Source organism: Tepidisphaeraceae bacterium, from assembly GCA_035998445.1.
Taxonomy (GTDB): Bacteria; Planctomycetota; Phycisphaerae; order Tepidisphaerales; family Tepidisphaeraceae; genus DASYHQ01.
The window spans coordinates 227182-250162 of the sequence record DASYHQ010000018.1; the positions used below are offsets into that span (position 1 = coordinate 227182).

The window sequence follows — 22981 nt, forward strand, 5'->3', positions numbered from 1 at the left end:
TGCCGACTGATTCTCCCGGGCGGTTGGCGCAGTTGGCTAGCGCACCAGCATGACACGCTGGGGGTCACAGGTTCGAGCCCTGTACCGCCCATTTCACACAAGCTGAAGCCGAAGACGTAGTTACGTCATCCTGCCTCGACGGGCAGTGCCGGCCGAAGCGGTTAGTTGTTCTCCAACCTTGGAGAACAACCCGCTACGGAGCGTTGCACATGCCGCGTCCCATTGCCCTCAATCCCAAGTACTGCCGCGATAAATCCAACAACCGGGCGTTCGTCACGCTCGGCGGCCGCAAGGTCAGCCTGGGCGTCTGGAACACGCCCGACAGCATCGCCCGCTACGACCGGGCCATTGCCGAGTGGATCTCGCGCGGCCGCCCTGCCGTCGCGCTGCCCACGGCCGAGCCGTCGCCAGCGTTCGACGGGCCGTCGGTCAACGTCATTATCGCCGGTTTCGTCGCCTGGGCCGCCAAACGGTACGGCGGCGGCGTGGTGCTCGACGGGCGCCGCCCCCGCGGCGAACTGGGGAACTATTGGGACGTCCTGCGCCCGCTCCGCCGGCTGTACGGCACCACGCCCGCGATGAAGTTCGGCCCGCGGGCCCTGAAGGCGCTCCGCCAGGAGATGGTCGATCGACGGTTGGCCCGGTCCCACATCAACCGCCAGGTCCTGCGCCTGAAGTCCGTCTTCCGCTGGGCGACCGAAAACGAGTTGCTGCCGGCGGACGTCTACGGCGCGTTGCGGTCGGTCCGCGGTCTGCGCTACGGCGAGGATGGCGCGCTCGAGGCTGAGCCGGTCCGGCCGGTGCACGACGCCGACGTCGCCGCGGTGCTGTCCCACCTGTCGCGCCACGTCCGCGCGATGGTCGAGCTGCAGGTGCTCACCGGCATGCGCCCGGGCGAGGCGTGCGCGATGCGGATCCGCGAGATCGACACGTCGGGCAAGGTCTGGGTCTACCGACCGCCCCACCACAAAACCGCTCACCACGGCAAGACGCGCGAGATCCGGATCGGACCCCGCGCACAGGACCTGCTGCGGCCGTTCCTACGCCACCAGGTCGACGCGCACGTGTTCAGCCCGGCCGAGGCCGAGAAAGAGCGCCACGCGGCCCTACGCGACGCCAGGACAACGCCAGCAAAGCCGTGGGAGCATCGTCGGGACCGATCGACCGAACCCCGCCAGCGGGCGCCTCAGGACCACTACACGACGGCCAGCTATCGCCGAGCGATCGACCGAGCCTGCATGCGGGCGTTCCGGATGCCGGCGGAGCTGAAGGAGCCGACGACGGCCGCGGCGATCGCAGCCGACACGCCAGCAGCGCAGATCGCCCGGCGCGAGGCTCGGGCGGCGTGGCGTGCGGAGCACGTCTGGACGCCGAACCAACTCCGCCACAACGCGGCCACGGCCGTTCGCCGGCAGTACGGTTTGGAGGCGGCCAGCGTCATCCTGGGCCACAGTTCAACGAAGACGACGGAGATCTACGCGGAGATCGACACCGCGAAGGCTGACTTGATCATGTTCGAGGTGGGATAACGCATACCCTCTCCCGGGGTACCGGGAGACGGACGATATCGGGAACTTCGGGATATACTGGCCTCTGTGCAGTCAAGTCATTCGCCACCGGTCGGGAAGGATCCGCCTATCAACACCGAGGCGCAGTGGGCGCACGTCAAGTGCGACCTGTCGCCGCTCGACTACGTGCGGCTGAAGCAGCTCAAGCGCATGCGCGGGTGTCGCTACCTCACGGACGCGATCCGCCTGGCGATCAACTCGGGGTTGAAAGCCGAGGGGTTATGAGGTTCACAAGCCAGCTGACGTCGGTCGGATCCTTTGAACCGGGGTCGACACCTAGGGGCGCTATCCCAAAGGTTGCCCCCGCCAGCCGAACTTGTGGTAGACTTCGCCTGGCGAATCACGTCGCAAAAGGGGAAACCCAGGTCGATTTACGCTTGAGGGCGGATTGTTGGCCGTTTTGCGTCCTGTGGCCCTAGCGGCGGCCTGTGGACATCGCGAATAGTGAAGGGTGGCGGGTTATGGAATGGGATGATGAGGATATGACTTTGCCCCGTGTGGTGAACGCGATTGTGGTTTTCGCTGCCACGATCCTTTTCGGGGTGATGATCGTCTGGTTTGGCAACGCCACCAACCAGCCAGATCAGCGGCGGTACCTAGGGGTTGCTGCCGTTTGTACCGTCGTGGCGATCGTCGGCGCCGGTGCGGACTACTACCTGAAGCACCGGAAAGCGGCGACCGAACGGCAGCGGGGATTCCCGATCGTCATCCCGATGGAGAAACACAATGAAACGTAGCGCCTTCACCCTTGTCGAGCTGCTGATCTCGGTCGCGATCGCGCTGATTCTGATCGTCGGCATTGCGACCGTGTTCAACCTGACCGGCCAGACGATCGGGGCCGGCATGGCGCTATCCGCCGTCACGCGCGACCAGCGAGCCGCGCAGACGGTTTTCAGCTCGGACTTTGAAGGGCTCGCCAGCACCAATCCCGGCCTCGTCATCTGGAGCGGCACGACGGCTGGGTATCTCGACGCAGCGGCGCGAGATCAGGATCCGACGCGAGATGCAGCCATGACAGGCCGGACGCTCTACCGCACGGATCGCCTGGGCATGTTCGTCACCGGCGAATTCCGCCGGCAGAGCGGCAACGATAACTACCTGACGGCTGACGTGACGGCCGAACAAGCGTATGTGTGGTACGGCCACCTGATGCTTCCGGACAACAGCGGTGCGTTCGTCTACAACAACGATCCGAACGACTGGATCACGATCGGCTCGATCAACCCGAACGCTGGCTCCACGTTCGCGACCAACCCAAACAATTACTTCGCGCGACAGTGGACGCTAGGTCGCGTTGCGCTGTTGATGAAGTCGAAGAATGCGAGCACCGGCGAGATTTTGGACAAGGCGAACACCCCTCAATACTTCATCGACGACGACAACAGCGGCAACGATATGCGACCGTTCATGTACAACTCCCCCGACAACAACACCGCTGCAGCGGCGGCGGCTCGGGCGCGTGTCCAGCAGTCGCGATATGACCTGGTGGGGTTGAACGGCGATCCGTTCGTCCGCGTGGCGTCTAAGCTGGTGGGCACATGGTGGGATGAACTCAACTACCCGTTCCAAGCCGATCCGTACCCGTCCCGCCCGCTAACGTCTGCTGGCGCAGCGAAGACGGCCCCGCTATTTCTCCCTGGGGTGACTGAGTTCCGGGTTGAGTTCGCGGGCGATTATGCGGCACCGGTCGGGATCGACAGGGTAGACGTGGATCCGGACGGCGGAGGCGGGCTGCCTGCCGTTTCGCAGATTCGTTGGTACGGGCTAGCTCGCGACGTTAACGAGGACGGCGACCTTCTCGATCCCGAAGACGTAACGTGGCCGTACGGTACAGGCACCACCAGTGCCGCGCAGAACGTCGTCGGCGGCACGCCCACCGTCTTCGCATGGGGGCCGACAACGACGACTCCCTGGCCGTCGCTGATCCGCATCACCTACACGATGCAGGACGCGCAGGGGCGGCTGAACAACCCGCAGCCGGTCGAGATGATCTTCAAGGTTCAGTAGACGGCCATCGCGGAATCGGCAGCGGGCATTGCTCCGATGCCAGCCTCGTCTTGGCGGCTAGGAAGCAGTTGCAGATGGTGCAGCGGCTCAAGTTGGTCAGTCCCTTCGTGGCGGCGTGCTTCGGATCGTGGTTTCGAGTGGCGAACTCGCACGCCCGGCACTGGTCGCGCCTGGCCTGCACCACATCGTCGCGAGCCTGATCGACGGCGACGCCCACAGCTTGCAGTCCGGCCTTGGCCAATCCGACGACGCCCTTCGTGCAATCGGAGCAGTTCATATCCCCACCTCCACGTAAGGCGTCACCGTGGCGGTGCCGCCGGTGGCGATCGTGGTCACGGCTTCGAACGGGTCGCCGGTCGGGCACACGTTACTGTTGACGCCCGAGTATGAACCAAGGCAGTCGAAGGACGCCGTTGCAATCATTGCATCAAAAAGTGACAGGCGCGAGTACCCGGGGACCGGAATGTTGTCGAGCCTCATCGCCAGGCTCCAGAAACCACTGGAAAGGTTGCGGTTCAGTATAACTGTGACAGGAACCTCAACCTCGGCATCGGTGCATCCTCCGGGGTCTGGCTGTCCGGCATAGACCGTCGTCTGGTGACCGCGCACCAGATCGGTATGGGGATTGGTCCAAGCGGAGGCATTGAATCGCCGCAGGCAGAACCGGTTGTTGGGATTACCGCTCCACCTCGCGTAGAAGTAATCGCCGAATGACCCGTTGCGCTTAACGCATCCGCAGTTGTTCACAATTCCCGAGAACTCCACCTCGATAAAGTCTGGGGAGGAACCACAGCCCGTTACGGCGGTGGTCCTCAATGACACCGTGATGGTGCCGGTGGCGGGGGTCGTAAGCGTGTTGCTGACAGAGTACGTAACGGTGGTTGCGCTCGCGACCGTCCCTGATCCGTTGGTGAAGTTGTACCCGCTGGGGGTCGCACCGCTTACGGTGAAATTCGGCGGGAATGAAGGGTTGAACAGGTGAGGTTCAGGAAACGTGATCGTGGCAACGGTGCCGGACCGCGTGATCGTCACGCCCGTCCATGACTTCGGCAGGTTGTTGCACGGTCCGCCACAGCAGCAATCGTCGCCGTTACCATCCGACAGAATCACGTTGCCGCTGTCGTCTAGGATGACGTTACCGCTTGCGTCGAGTAGTCGGTCACCATTTGCCATATCAGCATCCTCCCGATCCAGGCGTCTCGCCCGCGTCCCAGAGAACCAGCGCCCCCGTCTGATTGTAGAACGCCAGGCCGTAGCCCGTGCCGAACGCCATGGCGCCAAGTGGGCGAGGGCGGCCGACGGCGACAGCGGTTCCAATCTCAATGTCCCCGATCGTGCTGACCGTGTACGTCCAGGATGCCGCGGTTGTCTTTGAACCACCGGCACCACCCGTTTTCGTCACCTTCACCGGGAAGATCTGCCCGGTGCCGGCGAACAGATAGACCGGGTCGCCGCTGGCGTTGTAGCCATGCGTGCGTGCACGATAACGCTGCGGCAAGTTGGTGGCGGCGCTATACAGCCCGCTGCTCTGGTTCTGCTCGCGCGCGTTCGTCGTGCCCGTCACGGCCGGATCCACGTCGGCCCAGGCGTTGGTGACGGGGTTGAAGTAGACCAGCTTCCAGCTGTACCAGCCGGCCAGCGTACCCGTGCCCTCGGCGGTCAACTGAATCCAGAACTCATCTGACGGCACCGGCCTGCCTGGCGTCTGGCGGGTCGACCTGTAGTCGGGGTGGCGCTCGTAGTGTCGCGTGGCGGCGACGACGCGCGACGCCCCCGCTCGGTCAAGCCTCAGCTCTTCGGCCATCTGCGGATCCTCCTGTTATGCGAGCGGCAAGCTTGTGTGCGCTACCGAAGCGTAGGGCTTGAACGTCAGCTCTGCCGGCGTGTCCGAAATGTTGGTTTTCTTCGCGCCCGCTCCGTCCAACGGCCACGCGGTCTCGACCGGCGTCGGATCCTTGTCGCCCTTCACGATCGTCTTCAGCTTGCCGGTGGTGCCGTCCTTCTCATTGAAGCCGCGATCCTCGACGACGTGGTCCCAGCTTGAGCGGAACTGATAGAGGACCTTGGACTGTCGGTAGGTCACCGCCACGCCGTTCACCGTCTCGGTCTGCACGCCGCCGACGGTCCAGCTCTTCAGCTTGGCCTTGCCCGCGGGCACGGGCACGCCGTCGACCGTGATGCTGCCCGCGTTGACCGTGTCCTTCAGGTCCAGAGCCGCCACGACGCTGTACGACCCGGCACCGCTGGTCGGAATGTTCTTGGTGATCGTGGCGGTCAGACTGCCGGTCTCGCGTTCCAGGAACTGCTCGAATCGCTCCTTTGCACTGTTCACCACGGGCTTGGGCGTGCTGCTCTTGTCGATGAAATACGGCTCGGTTGAGTCGTCGAAATCCCACGTCACGTCGGCCGTCCGGTTGAGCGGGTTGGGCTCGACCGTCACGACGTTGATCTTGTCGCTGTACCCGACCTCGACCGTGAAGACCTTGCGCTTGCCGTCCTTCTCGGTCGACGCGCTGATGGAGGTGACCTTGCGCGTCGCGTCGTGCGGGTGGCCGGCCCCCCGGGCGGGGATCGACGCAGCGCCCACGGTAGCGGTCTCGGCCGCCACGGTCGTCGTCGGCGTGTCGGAGATCGCGACGAAAACCCGCTTGGCGGTCTTCTCGTCGTTCGTCTGCTCGCTCTCCGACAGGTGGCCCTGCTCGCTGACCTGTATCCATGCCATTGGGTTTCGGCTCCTTAAAACGTGATGAGCGACACCGTGTTCTTGTGCACCGCGTCGTCGATGCTCTTCAGGTGGGTAGTCTGCTTCGTCATCTCGACCAGCTGCTTCTGAATCAGCTCGCTGGCCGTCTCGCGCATCCCGCTACTGGTCGATACCGATAGCGGCGCCGGCTGCGACAGCCCCGCCAGCGTTCCAGACTGCGGGATCCGCGGACCGCCGCCGGCGATACTCGCCGCGTCCGGAACCATCGTCGACAGCACCGGGGTGATGAACCGCATCGCCTGGGCCTCTGCGCTGCCCGCCATGGTGAGGCTCGCTCGCTTCAGTTCGGGCGGCTGCAGTTTCGCGGCCGCAGCGGCCGTGGCCTTGTCGAAGACGGCCTGGGTGATCAGCCCCTGGTCGAGCATCGTCTGCAGGTTCGCCAGCTCGTCGTTGTACTTCTCCAGCGGCGACTTGACCGATTCGGTGATGCTCCGCGCGTCGGCGGCGAGCTTGTCGGTCATCGTCTTGCGCGACTCGTCGCGCACCGCGGCGAATTGCTCGGCCGTCAGCTTGCCGGTCGCCCAGAGTTGCTGCAGGGCCTCCATCTGGGCCGCGTACGTCTGGAGCGGGTTGCCGGCGTCGATGTCCTTCAACGACTGCAGCTGCGTCTTGAGGTTCAGCAGACCCGTCGCCTCCGCCAGGTCGCCCTGCTCGGCGCCCGCGGCCCGCAGCTCCGCCAGCTCCTTCTGGACGTCCGACAGCCCGAACGACGCGACGTCGGCCTTCAGCTTCTCCATCGCGTCGCGGACCTTCTGATTCGGCCCCTTCACCGCCTGCTCGACGGCCATCGCGGTCTGCTGGGTCTTCGTGCCGACGTCTGCGGCCGCGGCGGCGGCCGTCGCGGCGCTGGTTCGGACGCCGTCGAAGAACTGGCCGACCTTCGATGCGCTGTCGGCCGTCATGAACTGGTTGAACGACGCGCCCGCGTCGTCCTTCATTCGCCTGGCGTCGGCGATAAGGCCATCGGCGAGATCTCCGGTGAACGTGGTCCACTGCACGCTGACGCCGGGCATGAGGTTGAGCAGGCTCACCAGGCCAGCCCCCACCAGGTCGACCGCCTTGACGACCCCGAACACGGCGAACGTCGCGCCGGCCTGCAGCATCTTGAAGCCCGCAACGAGCAGGTTGCTGTAGTCGATCGCGTAGGCGAAGCCCTTGGCGATCATTTCCGCGCCGCTGAGCACCAGGTTGCCCGCGTTCTGGCCGACGCTGCCGCTGGCGGCGAGCCCGCCGATGAACGACTCGAGGATCGGCATCGCGGCGTCCGCCAGCACGCTCAACGAGCCGGTGACGCCGGCGATTGCCCCGCGCAGGTCCAGTTTCTCGGTGATCGTCTCGCCGATCTTTGTGAGGCTCATCGTCACCGTGTCCTGCAGGGTGCTGTAAAGCCCCGCCATGGTCAGGCTCTGCGCCCCCATCATGTTGTGGAACTTCCCGCCCTCGCCCGTCAGGCTGATCATCGCCTGCTGCAGCTGGGGAAAGCCGATCTTCCCCTGCTCGACCATCTTCCGGACCTCGCCGTCGGTAACGCCGAACTGCTTGGCAAATTCCTGAATGACGGGGATGCCGCGGCCGGTGAGCTGGTTGACGTCCTCCATGTACAGCCGGCCCTGCACGCGGGCCTTGCCGTAGATCTCCGACAGCTCGCCAAGCGGGATGTTCAGGCCGGCCGACACGTCGCCCAGCGCCCGCATCGTCGGGATGATCTGGTCTTGCGCCACGCCGAACGACAGCAGCGCCTTGGCGGCACCGACCAGCTCGGGCGTCTGGAACGGTGTGGCGGCGGCGAACGCATTGATCTCGCCCTGCAGCTGCCTCGCCTTGTCGGCCGAGCCCAGCATGGTCGTAAACGCGACGCGCGACGTCTCGGCTTCGGCCGCCAGCTTGATCGAGTAGGCGGCAAGCCCGCCGACGCCGGCGATCGCCGCACCGGCACCGACGGCCGCGACCCGGGCCATCCCACCACCGATCCGCCCCATCGTGCCCATGACCGACGAGGCGACGCCCTTGGCGTGGCTGGCCAGGCCGCTCAGGAGCGCACGGGCCTTCGTGACGGCGACGGCAACCCCGTAATGCGTTGCCCGCAGCGCTACGATGACGCCCTTGCCGGCCAGACGGCTCAGCGGCGCCAGCGCCTGCAACGCGCCGGCGGCGGGGAGTTTGGCGGCATTCACCGCTGCGATCACGATGCGCACGGCGCGGTACTGCTTCAGCGCGTCGATGCGAGCCCGAGCGGCGGCGACCTGGGCGCTCAGACGGTCGCCCGCCAGCCACACGCGGAACTGGATCGGCTCAGCCATGCGCATGAGCCGGGCCCGCTGCGTCCGCATGAACGCCTGCGCCTCAGCGGCCTTGCCGGCGACAATCGACGCAGCGACCTGCACGCGGCTTGCGGCGACGATCCCCTGCAGGATCGGACGTGCCCGCAGCCAGGCCTCCGCCAGCTTCTCGCGCCCGATCTCCATGCCGATCTGTACGTCGCGGTTTCGCGCGAACGTACGCATGGCGGACTGCGCGAACGCCATCGTGGTCTGCAGGGAGGCGATCGTGTCGGCGCCGGCCAGCTTCAGCTCACCAGCGCTCTTGCTCATCCTGGAGTAGGCGGCCGTGGAATTCGTCAGCCGGTTGAACGCGGCCGACGCGATCGACACCGACCCGGCCGCCGCGGCGAACGTCGCGGCCAGGCCGTTGGCGGTGCCGGTGATGCCCACCGACATGGTGCTGATGCGTTTAGCCATTGGGGAGCGCCTTCTGCTGTTGGGCGGCGTTGTTCATCCGCTGGGCGATGACCGCATAATGGGCCATCGCCTTTTCCTTGTACTTCTCCGGGCTCAGCGGTTCGGGCTCGATGAACTCGAACAGGAAATCGGACTCGCTGTGCCGGCGCTTCGAGTGCGGCATCAGGATCGTTCGGCAGAGGCGGGCCATGCGAAGGTCGGCCCGCTCGTCCCCCCACGGCGCGACCGCGAATGCCGTCATCCAGTCGTCGAAAGACGGAACGCTCATATCCTCGAGCATTTGGTCTGGGTGGACCCACCGCCCGTTGCCGAGCGTGCGGCAGAGGAAAAACGCGAACTGGCGCCGCCGGTCCTGCGCTAGCTCGCGGCGGGCTTTTTTGACGGGTCCTCGGAATCCTCGGCCCCGGCTGCGGCCGGCACTTGAATGCCGCTGAACGGCGTCGCCTCGTCGACGATCTTGTTCAGAACGGCGATCGACAGCCCGGTGCGCATCTTCGCGGCGTCGTCGTCGGTGAAGATCTGCTTGTCGTCCTCGTCGAGCATCACGCGGACGGCCACCCAAATGGCCACGTCGATGAACGGCGTCCCCTCCGGCGTGCCGGCGGTCTGGATCTTCTTCAGGTAATCGTCGACTTCGGCAGCGCTGAGCTGGCGGATCTTGACGTCGCCGCAGTCGTCGGGCAGGGTTACGGTCTTGCGCTTCAGGGCTGCGCGGGAAAAGAAGCGGGCTTTGGAATCGCTCACGGTGGTGTCCTTGGTAAGGTTAAATGCGGAACGGAAAGCACGCCGCGGCGGAGTAACCGCTGCAGCGTGTGAGTTGGATCTGCGGCCGCTGCGGTTAGGTGCCCGGGATGTAGGTCGGCGCCGTCGTTAGCTTGATCGTCAGCGACCCCTCGTACACGCCGTCGACCGTCTCGCCCTCGCCGCCGATGTTCTTCAGGTAGCCCTCGAAGCGGTACTTCGCGCCGTCCTTGAATTCCTCCTCCCAGAAGTAGTTCTCGCCGTCGCCGAACATCGTGTACAGCGCGGTCCAGCCCGCCTTGTTGTAGATCGTGGCAAACTCCAGCTCGCCGGGCTCGATCAGGCCGCCGCCGCCCAAGTACTCCTTGGCGTTGTTGGGCGAATCATCGTTGGTGATCTCGATCTCGCCGATCTCCGGCGACGGCATCGCCAGGTCCTTCGTCTGGGCGATCTTGGTGTACGTGCCGTCGACCGTGGTGCAGAACGACAGCTTCGAACCGAACGCTTTGGTTGCGGTGCTCATGGGGAACGCTCCTCAAATGGGGTGAAAGTGACTATTCCTGATAGTGGACGTTGAAGTCGAGCAGCACGCCCTTGATGCCCTCTTCTTGGCCGGCCGACTTCGATTCGGGTGCGGTGTTCTCGTCGTCGAGAAATATCGCGTCGATGACCAGCCCGTTGACCGTGCCGTTGAAGCCGTCGAGCGCGATCCGCACGGCCGCGGCGATCGCCAGTGCAACCTCTAACCGGTCAGCCCAGCAGCCAACCTGTACGGTGGTGCGCGGCGCCCGCGTGGGCCCGTCGTTGGTCCAATCCCGGCGCGTCGAAAGTCGCTGGTAAACGACGTTCGGCCGTGCAAGTCCGCGCGAACCGGCAGGCATGACGCGGCCACCGGCAATCGACGCAACGTCTGGGATCGCGCGTAACAGCGACACAAGGGCCTCTTCGATGGTCATCGCTTCATCGCCTCTCGCTCGATTTCCTTGGCGGCCTTGTCGGCGTAGATCTGCTCGGCCTTGGCGCTGGACGCGTCGAACCCGCGCCGCAGCGGCGCGACGGCGGGTACCGACTGGCCGTCCTTCGTCTGATAGCCCAGCTCGACCAGGTGGTCGATGTTGGACGGGACGTGCTGCGAACCCTTGCCGGATGCCGACCGGCCGGCCCGCGGTGCCGACGCGTTGGCGTCGATGCCGATGATCGCGGCGTATCCGCCCTTCGTCTGGATGACCTTCTTGGCGATGCTCTTCTTGCTGAGCCCCGTATCCTCCGGCCAGAGCTTGCGCACGGCCTTGACGACGGGCGTCGCCGACGCGTTGGTGGCCTTCTTCAGCACACGGCGCATGCGCTTCTTGTCGCCCAGGCGCTTCAGCTTGCGGATCAGGGCCTTGTCGCCCTTGATGACCGCCCGGATCCGGGAATGCTTAGCCATTGGTAGCAACCTCGGTGCGGCTGAACGCGTTCACGCGCATCTCACGCCGGCGGCCGTCGACGTCGGTGATGCCGTCGACGTAGAGCTCTTTCCCCTCCCACAGGAACCGCCGTTCCGGGGTGACTTCGTCGGTGTAACGCAGCTTCACAAGGAAGGCGGTCTCCATGTTCGTGATGCGGGCACGCACGTTTTCGTACGCGCGCACGGACTGCACCGACGCATGGACGGTCGTCACCGTTTGCCACGTTGGCACCGACTCGCCGAGTCCGTCGACGGTGACGATCGGCTTCTGGATCTCGACGCGGTGCCGAAGTTCGCCAGCCCTCACGCGATCCCGACCTTTCTGCTGTGCAAACGGTAGAACGCCTGCAGGCTGTGTGGGATCGCGGCCATGGCCTTTTCGCCGACGCTCTCGCGGTGCTCGTACAGGGTGGCCACGTGCGCGAGGATGGCCAGCTTGATCGACGGCGGGATCCGACCGGCCACGTATCCGGCCTCGTACATCACGCTCACCGGATAATCGACCGCGGCCGCCGGTACGACGCGCGTCGTGCGGCCCACGTTCTGCAGCGTGTAATTGCTGACCGCCGTCTGGCCGGCGTCGACGATCGACGCGATGCTGATGATCGGGCCGCGCGGCAACACGATCGGCTCCCGGCCGTAGAACGTCGCGCAGAGCGTGCGCGGCATGAGCGACGTTGCCATGGACTCCTCCGCGAAGTCCGTCGCGGCCTGCACCAGCAGATCGATGTACGTCTGCGGCTCGGTGCTCGGCTGTAGCCTCAGGTGCGTTTCCACCGCAAACGATGTCACCGGCAACGACGTCGGCGGCGTGACGACGCGCCACTTGGCCGTCTGAGCGTTGGGAGATACGGGCACAGGGTTGCCTCCGGACTGACGGGACGGATGCTCGGACGCGTACCGTGGCCGCTCCTGGACTGGAACGGCCACGGCGTCACCTTGAGATTCAGCCCCCGGCTGACTCGGACGCTGGGGATGCTTTGCCCTTCGGATTCGCCGCGACCTTCGGTTTGCGGATGACAGGTGAGGCTGGCCGGGCCCGGCGGGCCGGCTTAGCGGCCGCTGGCACCGACTGAGGGGCGCCCGCGAGCTGGTTTGCGACCAGGGCCGCGGCCAGCTCGAGCTTCGCAGGATCCGTCGTGGGCGGCGGGATGACCAACGGCCGCGCGTCGTCGGTCGGCGCTACCTGCTTGCGCGGGTGAAACGCTTCCGCCGGCACGGCCGGCACCGGTAGCTCCGGCGCGTCGACCGCAATCCCCTTCGCCAGGAACTCGCGATTCTCAGACGTATCGGGAACGTTGTAGAAGTGGCCGCGGCGGTAACAGCCGGCCGGGCCGGCGACGGTTTCCATGAACTTGATGCGCATGATGCTGGATCTCCTTTGAAGGCCCGCAGCGTGCGTTAGCTCGCCGCGGGCTCGAACGGCTCGTTACTACGCTGGCACCGATTAGGATGCCGGCGTGCGAAGCTTCGCGATCGCGGTGACCGCGTAGCCGTACGCGTGATAGCCGATCAGGTTGAAGCCCGTCTGATCGACCTTCGCGGTGTTCTGCGTGATGCGGTGCAGCTTCTGGTTGGCCGTGTCACGTAGGCGGAAGCCGCGGAGCGAGATCACGAGGCCGATTACCTTCGTGGCCCCGAAGCCCTCCAAGTTGTCGCATCGCAGCACGGGCGTGCCGTTGAATCGCAGCAGCTCCTGATTCTGGGGGTCGCGCGTCAGCACCGGGTGGCCGTCGTCGCCCAGCAGCTTCTCGGCGGTCGCGTAGGCGGTGCGCGACAGCAGGATCACCTTCTGACGGTCGAAGCGCTTGGGCAGCGACCGGTTCAGGTCCACCAGGTTCGCGTAGGTGAACGTGGCCGTCGTGCTGGTTGGCACGATCTGGGTGATCGTGGCGTCGGCGATGATGGCCGCGATCGCGGCCGCCTCCAGGCCCTGCTCCTTGGCGTCCAGCAGGTCCGTCTGGATGTACTGCACCAGGTCGAAGCTGTTGGCGTTCAGCACGAGGTTGCTGAAGTAGCCGGTGCCGGACTGGTACGTCGACACGTTCAGGACGATCGAGTCGGTCAGCGTCGGGGCGTTTTCCGTCTCGGCGTTGGCGTTTTCGGCGACGACGCCGCCCGCGGCTGCGCCGAGGATCGGGATCGTCATCGCCTCGGTGCCGGTCGTATAGACGGGCTTGATGGTGTAGAGGTCCATCGCCTCGCGCAGCACGTTGCCGACGGTCGGCACGTCCGGCAAGGCAATCGTCTTCGGCAGAAGCGCTCCGCTTTGGGTGGCGCTGGTGATGGTCGCGAACTTGCGATCCATGTCGCCCGTCTCGCTCCAGCGGACCAAGGCGCGATTGAACTGCACGCGGTCGACGTCGTCGGCCTTCGGCCCGGTCTGCTTGCCGCGGCCCTCGCTGGCGTCGAACTCGGCCCGGCCGTTTGCGTCCTGCGGCAGCTGGATCGAGCCGACGGCGTCGGCGCCGCCCGACAGCTTCAGCGCCGCGAACCGCGCCGCCTCGTCGAGCGTGTTCTTGATCGCGGTCATCCGGGTGAAGCGCGTCTCGTTGGCGGTCTTCTCCTCCGGCTTCATCTCACGGTTCTCGCGCGTGACCGTGTCGATCACGGTGTGCGCCTCGCCGTACAGCCGGCTGAACTCCTCGCGCAGGCCCTTGAACGGCTCGGGCTTGGGCGCGACGTCGAGCCCGCCCGGGTTGTCCTCGCTGGGCGTGTTGAAGTGGAAGGAACTGTGCAGGCCGCCGATGCCGTTGAAGGCCCGGCGGAACGACACCCCGCCGGTCGGTTCAGCCGCGACGAGCGCCGTGCGGGCGGCCGTCATCGCCACGGTGAAAGCGACGGCGTTGATCGCCAGGTTGTCGCTCATCGAGCTGATCATCTTCGAACTCATGTGCAGGTCCGTTTCTGCCCCGGCTTTGGGGGCGTTCTGGTGAAATTGGCGTTCGCGGAACACCCCGCTACAGCCGGTATTGGTCAAGCGTGAATCGTTGTAGTTGGAGCGCCTGAGCGGCGCGGGCGGCATATTTAGGCGACGCGTCGCCGGGCGGCTTTACCTCGACGCTCGATGCGGTGAACGCCGGCGTGGCCGTGATCGTCACCTCGTCGACGACGAACGCGCTCGCGTTGAGGATCGATTGCCCGTTCTCCTGCGTCGTCACGCCGTCCGGGCTCGTTACCATGCTGAAGCTCATGCCCGTCACGTAGCCTTTGCCGACCAGCTCGGCGACGTCGCGGCCGGTGGTGGTGTCGGGCAGGTCAATCTCGACCTTGACCCCGTAGTCGTCGGGCATGATGCGCAGCGTGCCGTTGGCCGTGTTGCCCAGGATCTGCGGCGTCCAGTGGTGATAGAGCGCCAGCGTCGGCTTGGCGAACGTCGCCGAGCCCGGCATGAGGCGCACGCGATAGCCACCGCGGTCGTCGCTCGACACGTTCCAGACAAGCGCGTAACCCGACAGGGTCACCGGCTTGCCGTCCGCCTTCGCGACGGCAAACTTGGCGTCGCGGGTGAAGAACTGGCGCTTGTCTTTGTCCGTGTTGCTCATTTCTGATCCTCGGGTTGGGGTGCGGTGTCGCCCAGGCGGCGGAGCTTGTTGGCTTCCGGATCGTCGATCGGCGGCAGACCCAGGAGGCCCCGGCCCTCGTTTTCCGTGTAGAGGCCGTTCCGCACGCCGAGCGAGATGATCTCCATCTGCTCTTTGCCGCTGCCGCGCAGCAGCGCGTCCGGGTTGATGTGCACCGAGTAGCCGGCGTCCTGGTCGGCCTCGGTCAGCAGCTTCGACGTCAGCTCGTCCTCGGCCATCTCGATCCACGGCCGGAACACGTAGCGGACGATGAACTGCCCGGCCTGCTCGACGATCGCGTTGTACTTCGCCTCGGTCAGCTCATAGAGGAATTCGGGCGGGACGCCCGTCGCCTGCGAGATCTGCTTCGTCGTCGCCGACACCTGGCCGACGATCTGGGAGGCTTCAGGCGAAATCGTGTGATTCGTGAACTTGGCGCCGTTGCCCAGCACGAGCACGTCGTCCTCGCCCTCGCCGCCGCGATACTTGCGGATCTCGGCCTTTACCTGGGCAATGCCGTCGTCGTCGATCTCGCCCTCGACCGTCACGGATCCGCGAATGACTGAGCCCCGCTGCAGGTAGGTCGTCTGGTAGTTTTCCAGCGTGGCGGCACGCTGGAACGTGCGCTCGTGCAACGCGATCGGGTCCGCCCCGGCTTGCCCATCGTAGCTCAGGCCCTGAAAGTGCAGGACGTCAGAGTCGTAGTGCATCTGCTTCGTCGGCACATGCCAGTAGAACTGCTGGGGGCCGGAACCGTCGCCGCGGTCGTAGCGGACCGGCCGGACGTCCTCCGGCAGCAGGATGTGGATCGCCCGCGGGCGGAACGTGCCCGGCTCCCGCTCGATCCGTGCGTACGCGTTACCCGTGTGCGTCACGTGAAAGTACAGCGTGCGCCAGAACGTCGTCGCGTTCTGATACGCGTTCGGCCGGCGGTTTAGCAGCCGGTCCAGCCGGTGCGTCCCGTCGATCTTCGTCCCTCCCTTGCGCACGCTACGGCCGAAGCTGGCCAGGTTGCTCGACAGGAACTCGATCGCCCGCCTGTACGCGGGGATCGTGAGCGCGGAGTAGCAGTTGATCAGCGTAGATCGGATCGATTGATTGCTGAAGCCGCCTTGGTCGTCTAGGACTTGGATTCCGTTGCTCATGTGGCGAAGACCTGCACCTTCTTCTTGGCAATCGGGAACGCGTGTTTGCGCGCTTCCGTCAGCGCGGTCACCAGCGCCGAGATGCCGTCGACCTTCTTCCCGCGCGTGCCGGCGTACTTTTCCTTGGCGTTGGGCTTGATCACGCGAATGGCGCCGTAGCTGTTGGTCTCGATCTGCGCGTTCTCGGCACAGAACCGCAGGACGTCGTTTGGCTCGACGACGATCGAGCGTTCCTTCAGCCGGCGGTCGAGCTCGAAGCAACCGGGGGACGTCGTGAACCCCTGGGGCACCGTGACGCAGGTGATGCGGGCCGCCTCCAACATGGCGACCGTCTCATCGGCGCGGTACGTGTCGTAGCACACGGCCTTGATCTTGTTCGACTTCCCGATCGTGATGATGTGCTGCGCGATCTCCTGACGCACGGCGGAACTGATCGTGTCCTCATCGAGCAGCACGATGTGGCCCGCCGTCGCCCACGCCGCGTATGGGACGGCGTTCTTCTCCTCGTACCGCTTGGCCGTCTTCCGCGGCATCCAAAACTTCGATTTCACGTAGAACCGTTCGGCCGTGACGCCCACGGTAACGACGCCGCATAAGTCGTCGCTCTGGGCCAGGTCCATGCCGATGTAGACCTCGCAGCCGTCGGGCGTCGGATCGGACGTCGCCGACTGCGACTCGTCCCAGATCAGCATGTCGAGCCACGGACCGTCCCCGCGCGTCAGCCATTGTGAGAGGAATAGCCGCCGGTACCGGGATTCGCCGTCGTCCGAGTCGCGCCCCTTGTCCAGTTCCTTCTTCAGGTCCTCAAACGTGATGATCGTGCCCAGTGAAGGGTTAGCGGCCTTGGCGGCCGCCTCGCTCGTCCAGTCCATCGCCTCGTCCGCGGCGTAGATCACCGGCAGCAGTGACTTGTCCTGGCTCTTTCCCTCCAAGACGGCCACGGCCCGCTTGTGCAGCTGCCACGCAAACGAGCAATGGTTGCTCCCGGCGTTGGTCGTGACGAGCGTGAGCGGCTGGCGGCGCTTGGTCATGTTGGCGGTCAACGTGTCGTAGAGCTTCCCGTTCGGCCACTCGTGCGCCTCGTCCATCAGCAGCACCGACGGCCGGAAGCCGTGGCGGCCCTCGGCGGTGCCACTCAGGACGGTCCATTTCGAGTTATTCGGGGCTCGGATCTCGAACTGCTTCGGGTCGCAGGCCTTCTTCAGCGCGGCGTGGGCGGCGACGAACTTCTTGCCCGCGTCCAGCGTGAGGTACGCTTGCTGGAAGTCGGTCGCGGAGCTGATCACGTGGGCGCCGGGCTCGTGATCGGCCAGCAGGCAGTACATGCCGCACAACGCTAGCAGCGGCGTCTTGCCCGCCCCCTTGGCGGTCAGCAGCCACAGCTCCTTGAACCGCCGACGGCCGTCGGCGCGCCGCTTCCAGCCGAACAGCGGGCGGATGACGTTTTCCTTCTGCCAATCCAACAGGTCGAACGGCAGGCCGGCCCACTGCCCCTCGTAGTGGCGCAGGAACTTCTGCGCGAAGCGGATCGGCCGGTCGGCCGCCTCCGCGTCAAAGTAGAATTCCGCGTCCTCCTTCAGTTCAAGGACGCCCGGCACGCGAGGCCTCCGCTTCGACGATGTTGTGACACGGTGGGCAGACGCTCATCAGGTTTTCCGGATCGGTGCGCTCGGGCGGCGTGCACTGCGCCAGCGGCTTCTTGTGGTGAACGTGCGACGCGAACACGCGCCGGCACCGTTCGCAGACCGGGTCGCGGGCTAGCTTTCGCCCACGCGCTCGTTTCCACTCCGCCGAGTCGTAGAACTGCTTGGCGGCGGGGTTTCGCTGGTGCTGGTCGTAGAACCGGTCGCGTTGCCGTCGGGCCTCGCGTCCCTGCTGTGTGTGTTCATCGCAGTAGTCGCCGCGCCGCACGACGTACGCGGTGCACGTGGGGTGGCGGCAAGGGGCGCTGGGCATCGTGGTGCCTCGATCACGTTCAGGCGGGCGAACTGGCCGTACGCAGCGATTGCGGCCTCGTTGTAGGCTTCGGCCGCTCGAAGCTCATCGCTGAACAAGCCCAGGTGTCGCGGCGCGCCATCGACGACGATCTGCGCACGCCAACGGCCTCGCTGGCGGTGCCATGACACGCCCTTGTAGGCCGACGTGCATCGCTTCAGCATCTTCTTGCACCGAGCCGCGCACTGCGCGCGGTCCTTGGGGCGGAGATTCGCCCTTCGGTTGTTCAGTGGATCGTCGTCAATGAAATCGATGTAGACGTCGCGATCGGTTAGGCCGAGGATGACGCGGCCCATCGTGAGCCGCTTTTGGTGCTTCTTGCCGGAGCCGGGCTTGTGCGTCAGGACGTGCAGCTTCCCCTGGTGTCGGGTGACGTGCCACTTGTATTGGGACACCAAGGCGGCGTCGGCCACGTCGACCAGCGCGGCGAGACCCTGGGTGAGTTGTACTGTGAACATCAGAATTCCCCGATCCCGCCGGCGTCCGGCGACCCGGCGCCCTTGCCGCGTGCCGCCGGCGTTAGTCCCATGTCGTTCAGCATCTTGTTCAGCATCACGGCCGTGGCCTTCTGCACCTTGAAGAACGGGTTCTCGCCGACGACGCCGTTCGAATGTTTGATGACCGGCCCGAACTGCTCAACGTGTCGCGACGCGACCTGATGTGTCGCCCAGGTCCTCACGTAGATGCTGATCATTGCCCGATCGGTCTTGTCGAGACGGCCGGCCGCTTCCATCTCCTCGATGACGCGCTCCCATTCCAGCAGCGCCTCGCCGTCCAAGTCATCCGGCGCAGCCGGGCGGTTTGTGGTTTCTGTGCTGCTCACCAGTTGGCCTGAATACTTCCTGCACCATCCAGCGGCGGTGGAACGCGTACAGCCGGGGACAGCGCGTCAGAACGAACTGTTCAATGTTCTGGCAACTCCGCAGGTTGGCCGACGACTCGCACACGTAACGGGCGCCGCCGGTCATGCGGACCACGATCAGCTTGCAGTGGGTCCGGATCGCCTTGACGCGCTGGCCTCGCTTCAGCAGCTCCGGCACGACGGCGTCGTAGATCCCGTTCGACGTCTTCTCGAAGTAGTAGGAAACCAACAGCGACACGCGGCGCACGTGACGTTCGTCCAGCATTCCACACAGGTCAGCGCCGTTCTGCTTGCTGAAGCCGAGCGTCGCCAGGTACAGGTCGGCGATCGCCTCGCCCTTGTGTCGTTCCAGCAGCGCCGGCACCAGGTCAAATAGCGCGTAGCGCCCGCTGATGATCCCGTGAAGGCTCTGGCCCTCCTTCGGCAGCCGCTTCAAGTGGCGATACGCGTCAGGATTTGATCGGTAATCCAAGAACAGCCGCCGCGACGGCGTGCGGATCATCGCCCGGTCCGCAGACAGCTTGGCGGCGACGTCGATCTCGGGATGCGATTCGGTGTCGAAGTCGGGCTCATCGCCCCACGGCTGCAGCAGGTCCTTGCCGATGTCGTCGACGCTGGCGATGTCCTGAAGGGCGGCCGCGTCGAGCGATCTCACCTGGGCGAACGGGTCGGCGGGCATGGGCTGAGTTTTCGTTGCGGGGGGATACCCCCCTCTGCGGACGGTTCACAAAAAATGCGACAGACCACCGTTCGGTCGGGACGGGGTGGGGTCATTTTTCCTAAAAAGCACCCCCCGGCACCCCGCCATTCTGGCAGCACGGTAAAAAATGCCCACGACGGCGGCACGTTACCCGCCGTCGTGGGGCTCCGGAGTGGGGCCCTCGGCCACGCTGGTAGGGCCGACGCCTACGCAACATGGATCGGACACGCGTGAATCAGGTGGTGGAACGGGTCGCGGCAAAAGCGCTCCCCTCTACCTATAAGCGTGAGATTTAAGGTTTCTGTAAACAGCGGCGAACGCGTAGCGCCAATGGCACTTATGATGGCCTACCACTGCGGCCAACCTTCCGCCTGCGAGCACGTCGACGCCGCCGCCTGCGTGGCTGCTGCTGACGCACGGCCGGCCCGTGCTGTCGCTCAATGGCGCCTTCACGTTCGCGACGGTGTCGCTCGACCGTGCGCGGGTTTGCGTTGCGCCACGCCGCGTAGATCGCGCTGACGATGTACGGGTTTCCCCTGCCGCCGAGCGTGTCCTGCTCTGGGTCGGCTTGGTAAGCGCGACGGATGTCGTCGAACACCCGATGGCGATCGTCGCGTGACTCCTGGGCGGCCAGGTAGAGCGCAAGCCGTCCCGGCCGTGGTCCGAGGATGATGTGCTCGGGCACGTCGTTACGCGCTCGCTGTGACCGAACCGGCTTCGGCTCAGGTAGGCGATTTGCCAGGAAGCTGTGTCGGATGTCGGCCAGCGCCATACTGATGGCCGGGATCGTCACGTTACGCAGGACCGCCAGCTCCTGCTGTGAGAACCCGCGCACGTAGTGATCGACCAGGAGCGAGCAGCGTCGGCGGGTGAAGGTGCTGGTGAGGCGCAGCACGGCGTCGCGGTCTATGGAGAACATCAACGCGAACGAACACCGGCCGTACGGCCATCGGTCCGACGGCATCTCGTAACTGCTGTCGCCCATGATGCCGCGCGAGTAGTCGATGCCCGGCTTGAACGAGACGCCAATCGCCCTGCGACCATCGGCCGGCCTGTTCGGTTGGTCTCGCGTTGCTCGTCGTTTGCTGCTTGCCATTCCTTCTGATTCCTTCGGCGTTGAGGCTACAATCGACGTCGCACCCCGTTGGACTCTGACGTTCCATCATCCGCTTCACCGCCGCGCGGCAAACGGTCTCTCCCGGCCGGGCGTCGGTGCACGCCCATGAACCTGTCACTTCCCCTCACACACCGGCTGAAGTTCGAAGCTCAGGCCGCCACGCTCGGCATCAAGCCCAGCGAGTTACTTCGCCGTTGGATCGATGAGCACGATCGCAGCGAGCGCCTCACGCGCTCCGGGACAGCCGGGCCGGAGTCGTTTCGGGGCAGCAACCCTCTCCCGTTCACTTGACGGGGTCCCTTGACTTGCACCGCGGGCTACGCGGACGCGGCGGGCGGGCCAGCTCACCGTAGATCTGCGGCGCGTCGATCGACGGACCGAGTTCGACACGCGCCCGGCGCGATAGACCCTCAGCAAGCGCCCGGACGGCTTCCTGTGCGGCCCGCGCTAACCGAGCGCATCGCGTTTGTCGACCATAACGCGTGGCGGCGGCGGTCTCGACGTCGAGCAGCGCCCTGGCGGCGGTCGTGATTGCGCGGGCGGTCGCGTCGTGAAACTTTCGGCGATCGTCTGTCATCCTGAGGTACTCCGAAGGATCTCTCCGTTATCTCGCGGCGTGCTGGGCGGCTTTTCGCGCCGCTAGAAACGGGACGATCATGGGCCACTCGCAAAGCTGATAACCGCCCTCCTCGCCCATGCGGCGCAGCAGCTTACCGCCCATGTCGGCGGCGAGGGCTTCAGAGCTGAGGTTTGTGATCATCAGCGTCGCCAGTTCATTGCCGTAGCGATGGTCCAGCAGATCGCCGAACACGGCATCCTCGCGCGGCGTTGCACTTCGATCTTGGACCTCGTCTATCACCAGCAGGTGAGCGCGCTCGAACTTCCGACGCACCGCCATCTTTCGATCCCAATCGGCGGTGGTGAGCTCGTCGATCATCCGCCGGGCCGTGGTGTAGAAAGCGTGGCGACCGCGAACCGTGTAAGCGCGGATCAACCCGCTGGCCAGGGCTGTTTTGCCGATACCCCGCGACCCGCCGATCGCGAGGAAGAACGGCGAACCGGCAATGTCCGACAGCTTGCGGGCGGCGGCGAGGTAGTCGGGCGGCAGATCCCGGTCGAGCTGTTCCAGGTCGATCGACAAGTATCGCTCGGGCACGCCCCGCGCCAGCATCGACGCGTTGATGGCCCTCCCTCTCTCCGCGGCGATCTTTTCGTCGTTCTCTGTGGGTGGCGCTGAGCCCAGCACGCTCCGAAGAAATGCTTCGTTCATCGTCGGGCGCAGCGGGCGGGGTGCGGTCCGCGCAGCCGGTTCATCGGCCGCCGCCGGCGGGGCATTGGCGAGCCAATCGATCTTGCTGCGCAGCGTGTCGAGCGTCTCACCCGGCTTGAGCTGCAGCAAGGTCCGCAGCGCGTCCGACCTCATCTCCGCCGAGCTTAGTGACGGGGAGGGCTGGGGTTTGGTCTTTGTGGAAGCCTCGGCGCGCCTCTTCCTCTTTGCGGGTTTCTTTGAACCGTCCATTGTTGCTCCCGTGATTTGTTCGCGGCTCGAAAATGCCTTGCCACGTATTCGCGATGCTGGTCTCGATGGCGTCGACCGCCCGTTGCGGCCCCCATCCGGCCAGCTTCTTTAGCTGCTTCTCGGCTGACATTGGCCCGAGCGGTTTTTTCATCTGCTGGCGGTACTCAATCCACTCGCCCCACGCTTGGCGAAACTCCGACGTGTCGAGCACGGCCGGAATCGGTGCGTTGTCGCATGATGGTTTTGGTCGCAGCGCGCGGCTGTTGTTGTTCTCTTTGTTGTTCTTTGAGTTGTTCTTAGTTGTTCGGGGGACGGTGCGCGGCCCGGTTGAGGGTCGCTGAGCGGCCCGGTTGCAGGGTCGCCCACCGTCCCGGTTGAGGGTCGCTGAGCGGCCCGGTTGGCCGCCCCCGTTTTGCTCGGCGTCCGGGACGTTCACCGTCCCGGTTGAACCGGGCCGCTCACCGTCCCGGTTGGGAACCGACAACCGGCGCAGTACGACGTTGCGACCGTGGCTATCCACCCGCCGCACGAGGATGCCTTTATCCTCCAGACGCTGCACGGCCTTTCGCGTCCGGTTTAGGTTCTTGCAGCCGACGTCGTCGGCGATCGACTCGATGCTTGGATAAGCGTCGCCAGTGAGGTAGTCGGATCGCGACACGAACACCAGCAGGACTTTGGATTCCAGCTCGGTCATTGCGTGCAGGTGCGTTCCGTCGATGATCGCCCGCAGACGGTCGAACGTGTTGACTTCGATAGTCCGAAACAGCGGCGGTACCTCGTTCACCTACCTCCGCCCTTCTCCCCCGCCGCAG

The 22981-nt window shown here is 65.4% G+C and carries 29 protein-coding genes, 1 tRNA gene and 1 pseudogene; 6 read left to right on the top strand and 25 right to left on the bottom strand.

Features of this window, described 5'->3' with window-relative positions:
* The first annotated feature begins 17 nt into the window (after positions 1 to 17).
* The 5 genes from VGN72_07520 to VGN72_07540 all read left to right on the top strand — a co-directional run bounded on the left by VGN72_07520 (position 18) and on the right by VGN72_07540 (position 3575).
* A tRNA-Val gene (locus VGN72_07520) sits at positions 18 to 91 on the top strand.
* Between the two features lie 118 nt (positions 92 to 209).
* Positions 210 to 1529 carry a site-specific integrase gene (locus tag VGN72_07525; GenBank protein ID HEV7299198.1) on the top strand — a complete coding sequence of 440 codons (1320 nt, stop codon included), beginning with the start codon at positions 210 to 212 and terminating at the stop codon, positions 1527 to 1529.
* Positions 1530 to 1595: 66 nt separating this feature from the next.
* Complete coding sequence (locus tag VGN72_07530) at positions 1596 to 1793, top strand: hypothetical protein (protein ID HEV7299199.1); 198 nt, start codon at positions 1596 to 1598, stop codon at positions 1791 to 1793.
* 236 nt (positions 1794 to 2029) lie between these two features.
* The gene (locus VGN72_07535; GenBank protein ID HEV7299200.1) at positions 2030 to 2305 is read left to right on the top strand and encodes a hypothetical protein; all 276 of its coding nucleotides are present in this window, start codon (positions 2030 to 2032) and stop codon (positions 2303 to 2305) included.
* Positions 2295 to 3575: a prepilin-type N-terminal cleavage/methylation domain-containing protein gene (locus tag VGN72_07540; protein ID HEV7299201.1), complete on the top strand. Its 1281-nt coding sequence runs from the start codon at positions 2295 to 2297 to the stop codon at positions 3573 to 3575. The genes VGN72_07535 and VGN72_07540 overlap by 11 nt, the downstream gene beginning before the upstream one ends.
* On the opposite strand, the gene VGN72_07545 is transcribed toward VGN72_07540, so the two are convergent.
* The 22 genes and pseudogenes from VGN72_07545 to VGN72_07650 all read right to left on the bottom strand — a co-directional run bounded on the left by VGN72_07545 (position 3562) and on the right by VGN72_07650 (position 20629).
* Positions 3562 to 3852 carry a hypothetical protein gene (locus VGN72_07545; protein ID HEV7299202.1) on the bottom strand — a complete coding sequence of 97 codons (291 nt, stop codon included), beginning with the start codon at positions 3850 to 3852 and terminating at the stop codon, positions 3562 to 3564. The genes VGN72_07540 and VGN72_07545 overlap by 14 nt on opposite strands.
* The gene (locus VGN72_07550) at positions 3849 to 4748 is read right to left on the bottom strand and encodes a hypothetical protein (protein ID HEV7299203.1); all 900 of its coding nucleotides are present in this window, start codon (positions 4746 to 4748) and stop codon (positions 3849 to 3851) included. The genes VGN72_07545 and VGN72_07550 overlap by 4 nt, the downstream gene beginning before the upstream one ends.
* 1 nt (position 4749) lies before the next feature.
* A complete protein-coding gene (locus VGN72_07555; GenBank protein HEV7299204.1) occupies positions 4750 to 5379 on the bottom strand; it encodes a hypothetical protein in 630 nt (209 codons plus the stop codon).
* Positions 5380 to 5394: 15 nt separating this feature from the next.
* Positions 5395 to 6297, bottom strand: coding sequence for a hypothetical protein (locus VGN72_07560; GenBank protein ID HEV7299205.1), 903 nt, complete (start codon positions 6295 to 6297; stop codon positions 5395 to 5397).
* A gap of 14 nt (positions 6298 to 6311) precedes the next feature.
* Positions 6312 to 9077, bottom strand: a complete 2766-nt coding sequence (locus VGN72_07565) for a tape measure protein (protein HEV7299206.1) — start codon at positions 9075 to 9077, stop codon at positions 6312 to 6314.
* The gene (locus tag VGN72_07570) at positions 9070 to 9345 is read right to left on the bottom strand and encodes a hypothetical protein (GenBank protein HEV7299207.1); all 276 of its coding nucleotides are present in this window, start codon (positions 9343 to 9345) and stop codon (positions 9070 to 9072) included. The genes VGN72_07565 and VGN72_07570 overlap by 8 nt, the downstream gene beginning before the upstream one ends.
* A gap of 89 nt (positions 9346 to 9434) precedes the next feature.
* Positions 9435 to 9821 (bottom strand): hypothetical protein, encoded by a 387-nt coding sequence (locus VGN72_07575; GenBank protein ID HEV7299208.1) that lies wholly within the window; start codon positions 9819 to 9821, stop codon positions 9435 to 9437.
* Between the two features lie 94 nt (positions 9822 to 9915).
* Positions 9916 to 10341 carry a phage tail tube protein gene (locus tag VGN72_07580; protein HEV7299209.1) on the bottom strand — a complete coding sequence of 142 codons (426 nt, stop codon included), beginning with the start codon at positions 10339 to 10341 and terminating at the stop codon, positions 9916 to 9918.
* Positions 10342 to 10372: 31 nt separating this feature from the next.
* Positions 10373 to 10753, bottom strand: coding sequence for a DUF3168 domain-containing protein (locus VGN72_07585; protein HEV7299210.1), 381 nt, complete (start codon positions 10751 to 10753; stop codon positions 10373 to 10375).
* Between the two features lie 17 nt (positions 10754 to 10770).
* The gene (locus VGN72_07590; GenBank protein ID HEV7299211.1) at positions 10771 to 11247 is read right to left on the bottom strand and encodes an HK97 gp10 family phage protein; all 477 of its coding nucleotides are present in this window, start codon (positions 11245 to 11247) and stop codon (positions 10771 to 10773) included.
* Complete coding sequence (locus tag VGN72_07595; protein HEV7299212.1) at positions 11240 to 11575, bottom strand: phage head closure protein; 336 nt, start codon at positions 11573 to 11575, stop codon at positions 11240 to 11242. Before VGN72_07595 ends, VGN72_07590 begins: the two co-directional genes overlap by 8 nt.
* Positions 11572 to 12126 carry a head-tail connector protein gene (locus VGN72_07600; protein ID HEV7299213.1) on the bottom strand — a complete coding sequence of 185 codons (555 nt, stop codon included), beginning with the start codon at positions 12124 to 12126 and terminating at the stop codon, positions 11572 to 11574. The genes VGN72_07595 and VGN72_07600 overlap by 4 nt, the downstream gene beginning before the upstream one ends.
* A gap of 88 nt (positions 12127 to 12214) precedes the next feature.
* Complete coding sequence (locus VGN72_07605) at positions 12215 to 12634, bottom strand: hypothetical protein (protein HEV7299214.1); 420 nt, start codon at positions 12632 to 12634, stop codon at positions 12215 to 12217.
* A gap of 81 nt (positions 12635 to 12715) precedes the next feature.
* Positions 12716 to 14161 (bottom strand): phage major capsid protein, encoded by a 1446-nt coding sequence (locus VGN72_07610; protein ID HEV7299215.1) that lies wholly within the window; start codon positions 14159 to 14161, stop codon positions 12716 to 12718.
* Between the two features lie 67 nt (positions 14162 to 14228).
* Positions 14229 to 14813 (bottom strand): HK97 family phage prohead protease, encoded by a 585-nt coding sequence (locus VGN72_07615; protein ID HEV7299216.1) that lies wholly within the window; start codon positions 14811 to 14813, stop codon positions 14229 to 14231.
* Positions 14810 to 15976 (bottom strand): phage portal protein, encoded by a 1167-nt coding sequence (locus VGN72_07620; protein ID HEV7299217.1) that lies wholly within the window; start codon positions 15974 to 15976, stop codon positions 14810 to 14812. Before VGN72_07620 ends, VGN72_07615 begins: the two co-directional genes overlap by 4 nt.
* Complete coding sequence (locus tag VGN72_07625) at positions 15973 to 17574, bottom strand: terminase TerL endonuclease subunit (GenBank protein HEV7299218.1); 1602 nt, start codon at positions 17572 to 17574, stop codon at positions 15973 to 15975. Before VGN72_07625 ends, VGN72_07620 begins: the two co-directional genes overlap by 4 nt.
* Positions 17558 to 17707: pseudogene (locus tag VGN72_07630) on the bottom strand (HNH endonuclease). Before VGN72_07630 ends, VGN72_07625 begins: the two are co-directional and overlap by 17 nt.
* Positions 17708 to 17733: 26 nt before the next feature.
* Positions 17734 to 18429 (bottom strand): AP2 domain-containing protein, encoded by a 696-nt coding sequence (locus VGN72_07635; GenBank protein ID HEV7299219.1) that lies wholly within the window; start codon positions 18427 to 18429, stop codon positions 17734 to 17736.
* Complete coding sequence (locus VGN72_07640; protein ID HEV7299220.1) at positions 18429 to 18794, bottom strand: phage terminase small subunit P27 family; 366 nt, start codon at positions 18792 to 18794, stop codon at positions 18429 to 18431. Before VGN72_07640 ends, VGN72_07635 begins: the two co-directional genes overlap by 1 nt.
* On the bottom strand, positions 18751 to 19512 hold the full coding sequence (locus tag VGN72_07645) for a hypothetical protein (protein HEV7299221.1): 762 nt from the start codon (positions 19510 to 19512) through the stop codon (positions 18751 to 18753). Before VGN72_07645 ends, VGN72_07640 begins: the two co-directional genes overlap by 44 nt.
* Positions 19513 to 19870: 358 nt before the next feature.
* Positions 19871 to 20629, bottom strand: coding sequence for a hypothetical protein (locus tag VGN72_07650; protein HEV7299222.1), 759 nt, complete (start codon positions 20627 to 20629; stop codon positions 19871 to 19873).
* Between the two features lie 126 nt (positions 20630 to 20755).
* On the opposite strand from VGN72_07650, the gene VGN72_07655 reads away from it, so the two are divergent.
* Entirely contained in the window at positions 20756 to 20941 is a 186-nt protein-coding gene (locus VGN72_07655) for a hypothetical protein (protein HEV7299223.1), read from the top strand.
* Here the strand turns inward: VGN72_07655 and VGN72_07660 are convergent.
* Genes VGN72_07660 through VGN72_07670 form a run of 3 tightly spaced genes read right to left on the bottom strand, consistent with a single transcriptional unit; the run spans position 20934 to position 22953 of the window.
* Entirely contained in the window at positions 20934 to 21227 is a 294-nt protein-coding gene (locus VGN72_07660) for a hypothetical protein (protein ID HEV7299224.1), read from the bottom strand. The two genes, VGN72_07655 and VGN72_07660, sit on opposite strands and share 8 nt — an antisense overlap.
* A gap of 27 nt (positions 21228 to 21254) precedes the next feature.
* Positions 21255 to 22049: an ATP-binding protein gene (locus VGN72_07665; protein HEV7299225.1), complete on the bottom strand. Its 795-nt coding sequence runs from the start codon at positions 22047 to 22049 to the stop codon at positions 21255 to 21257.
* Complete coding sequence (locus VGN72_07670; GenBank protein HEV7299226.1) at positions 22027 to 22953, bottom strand: helix-turn-helix domain-containing protein; 927 nt, start codon at positions 22951 to 22953, stop codon at positions 22027 to 22029. The genes VGN72_07665 and VGN72_07670 overlap by 23 nt, the downstream gene beginning before the upstream one ends.
* Positions 22954 to 22981: the final 28 nt, after the last annotated feature.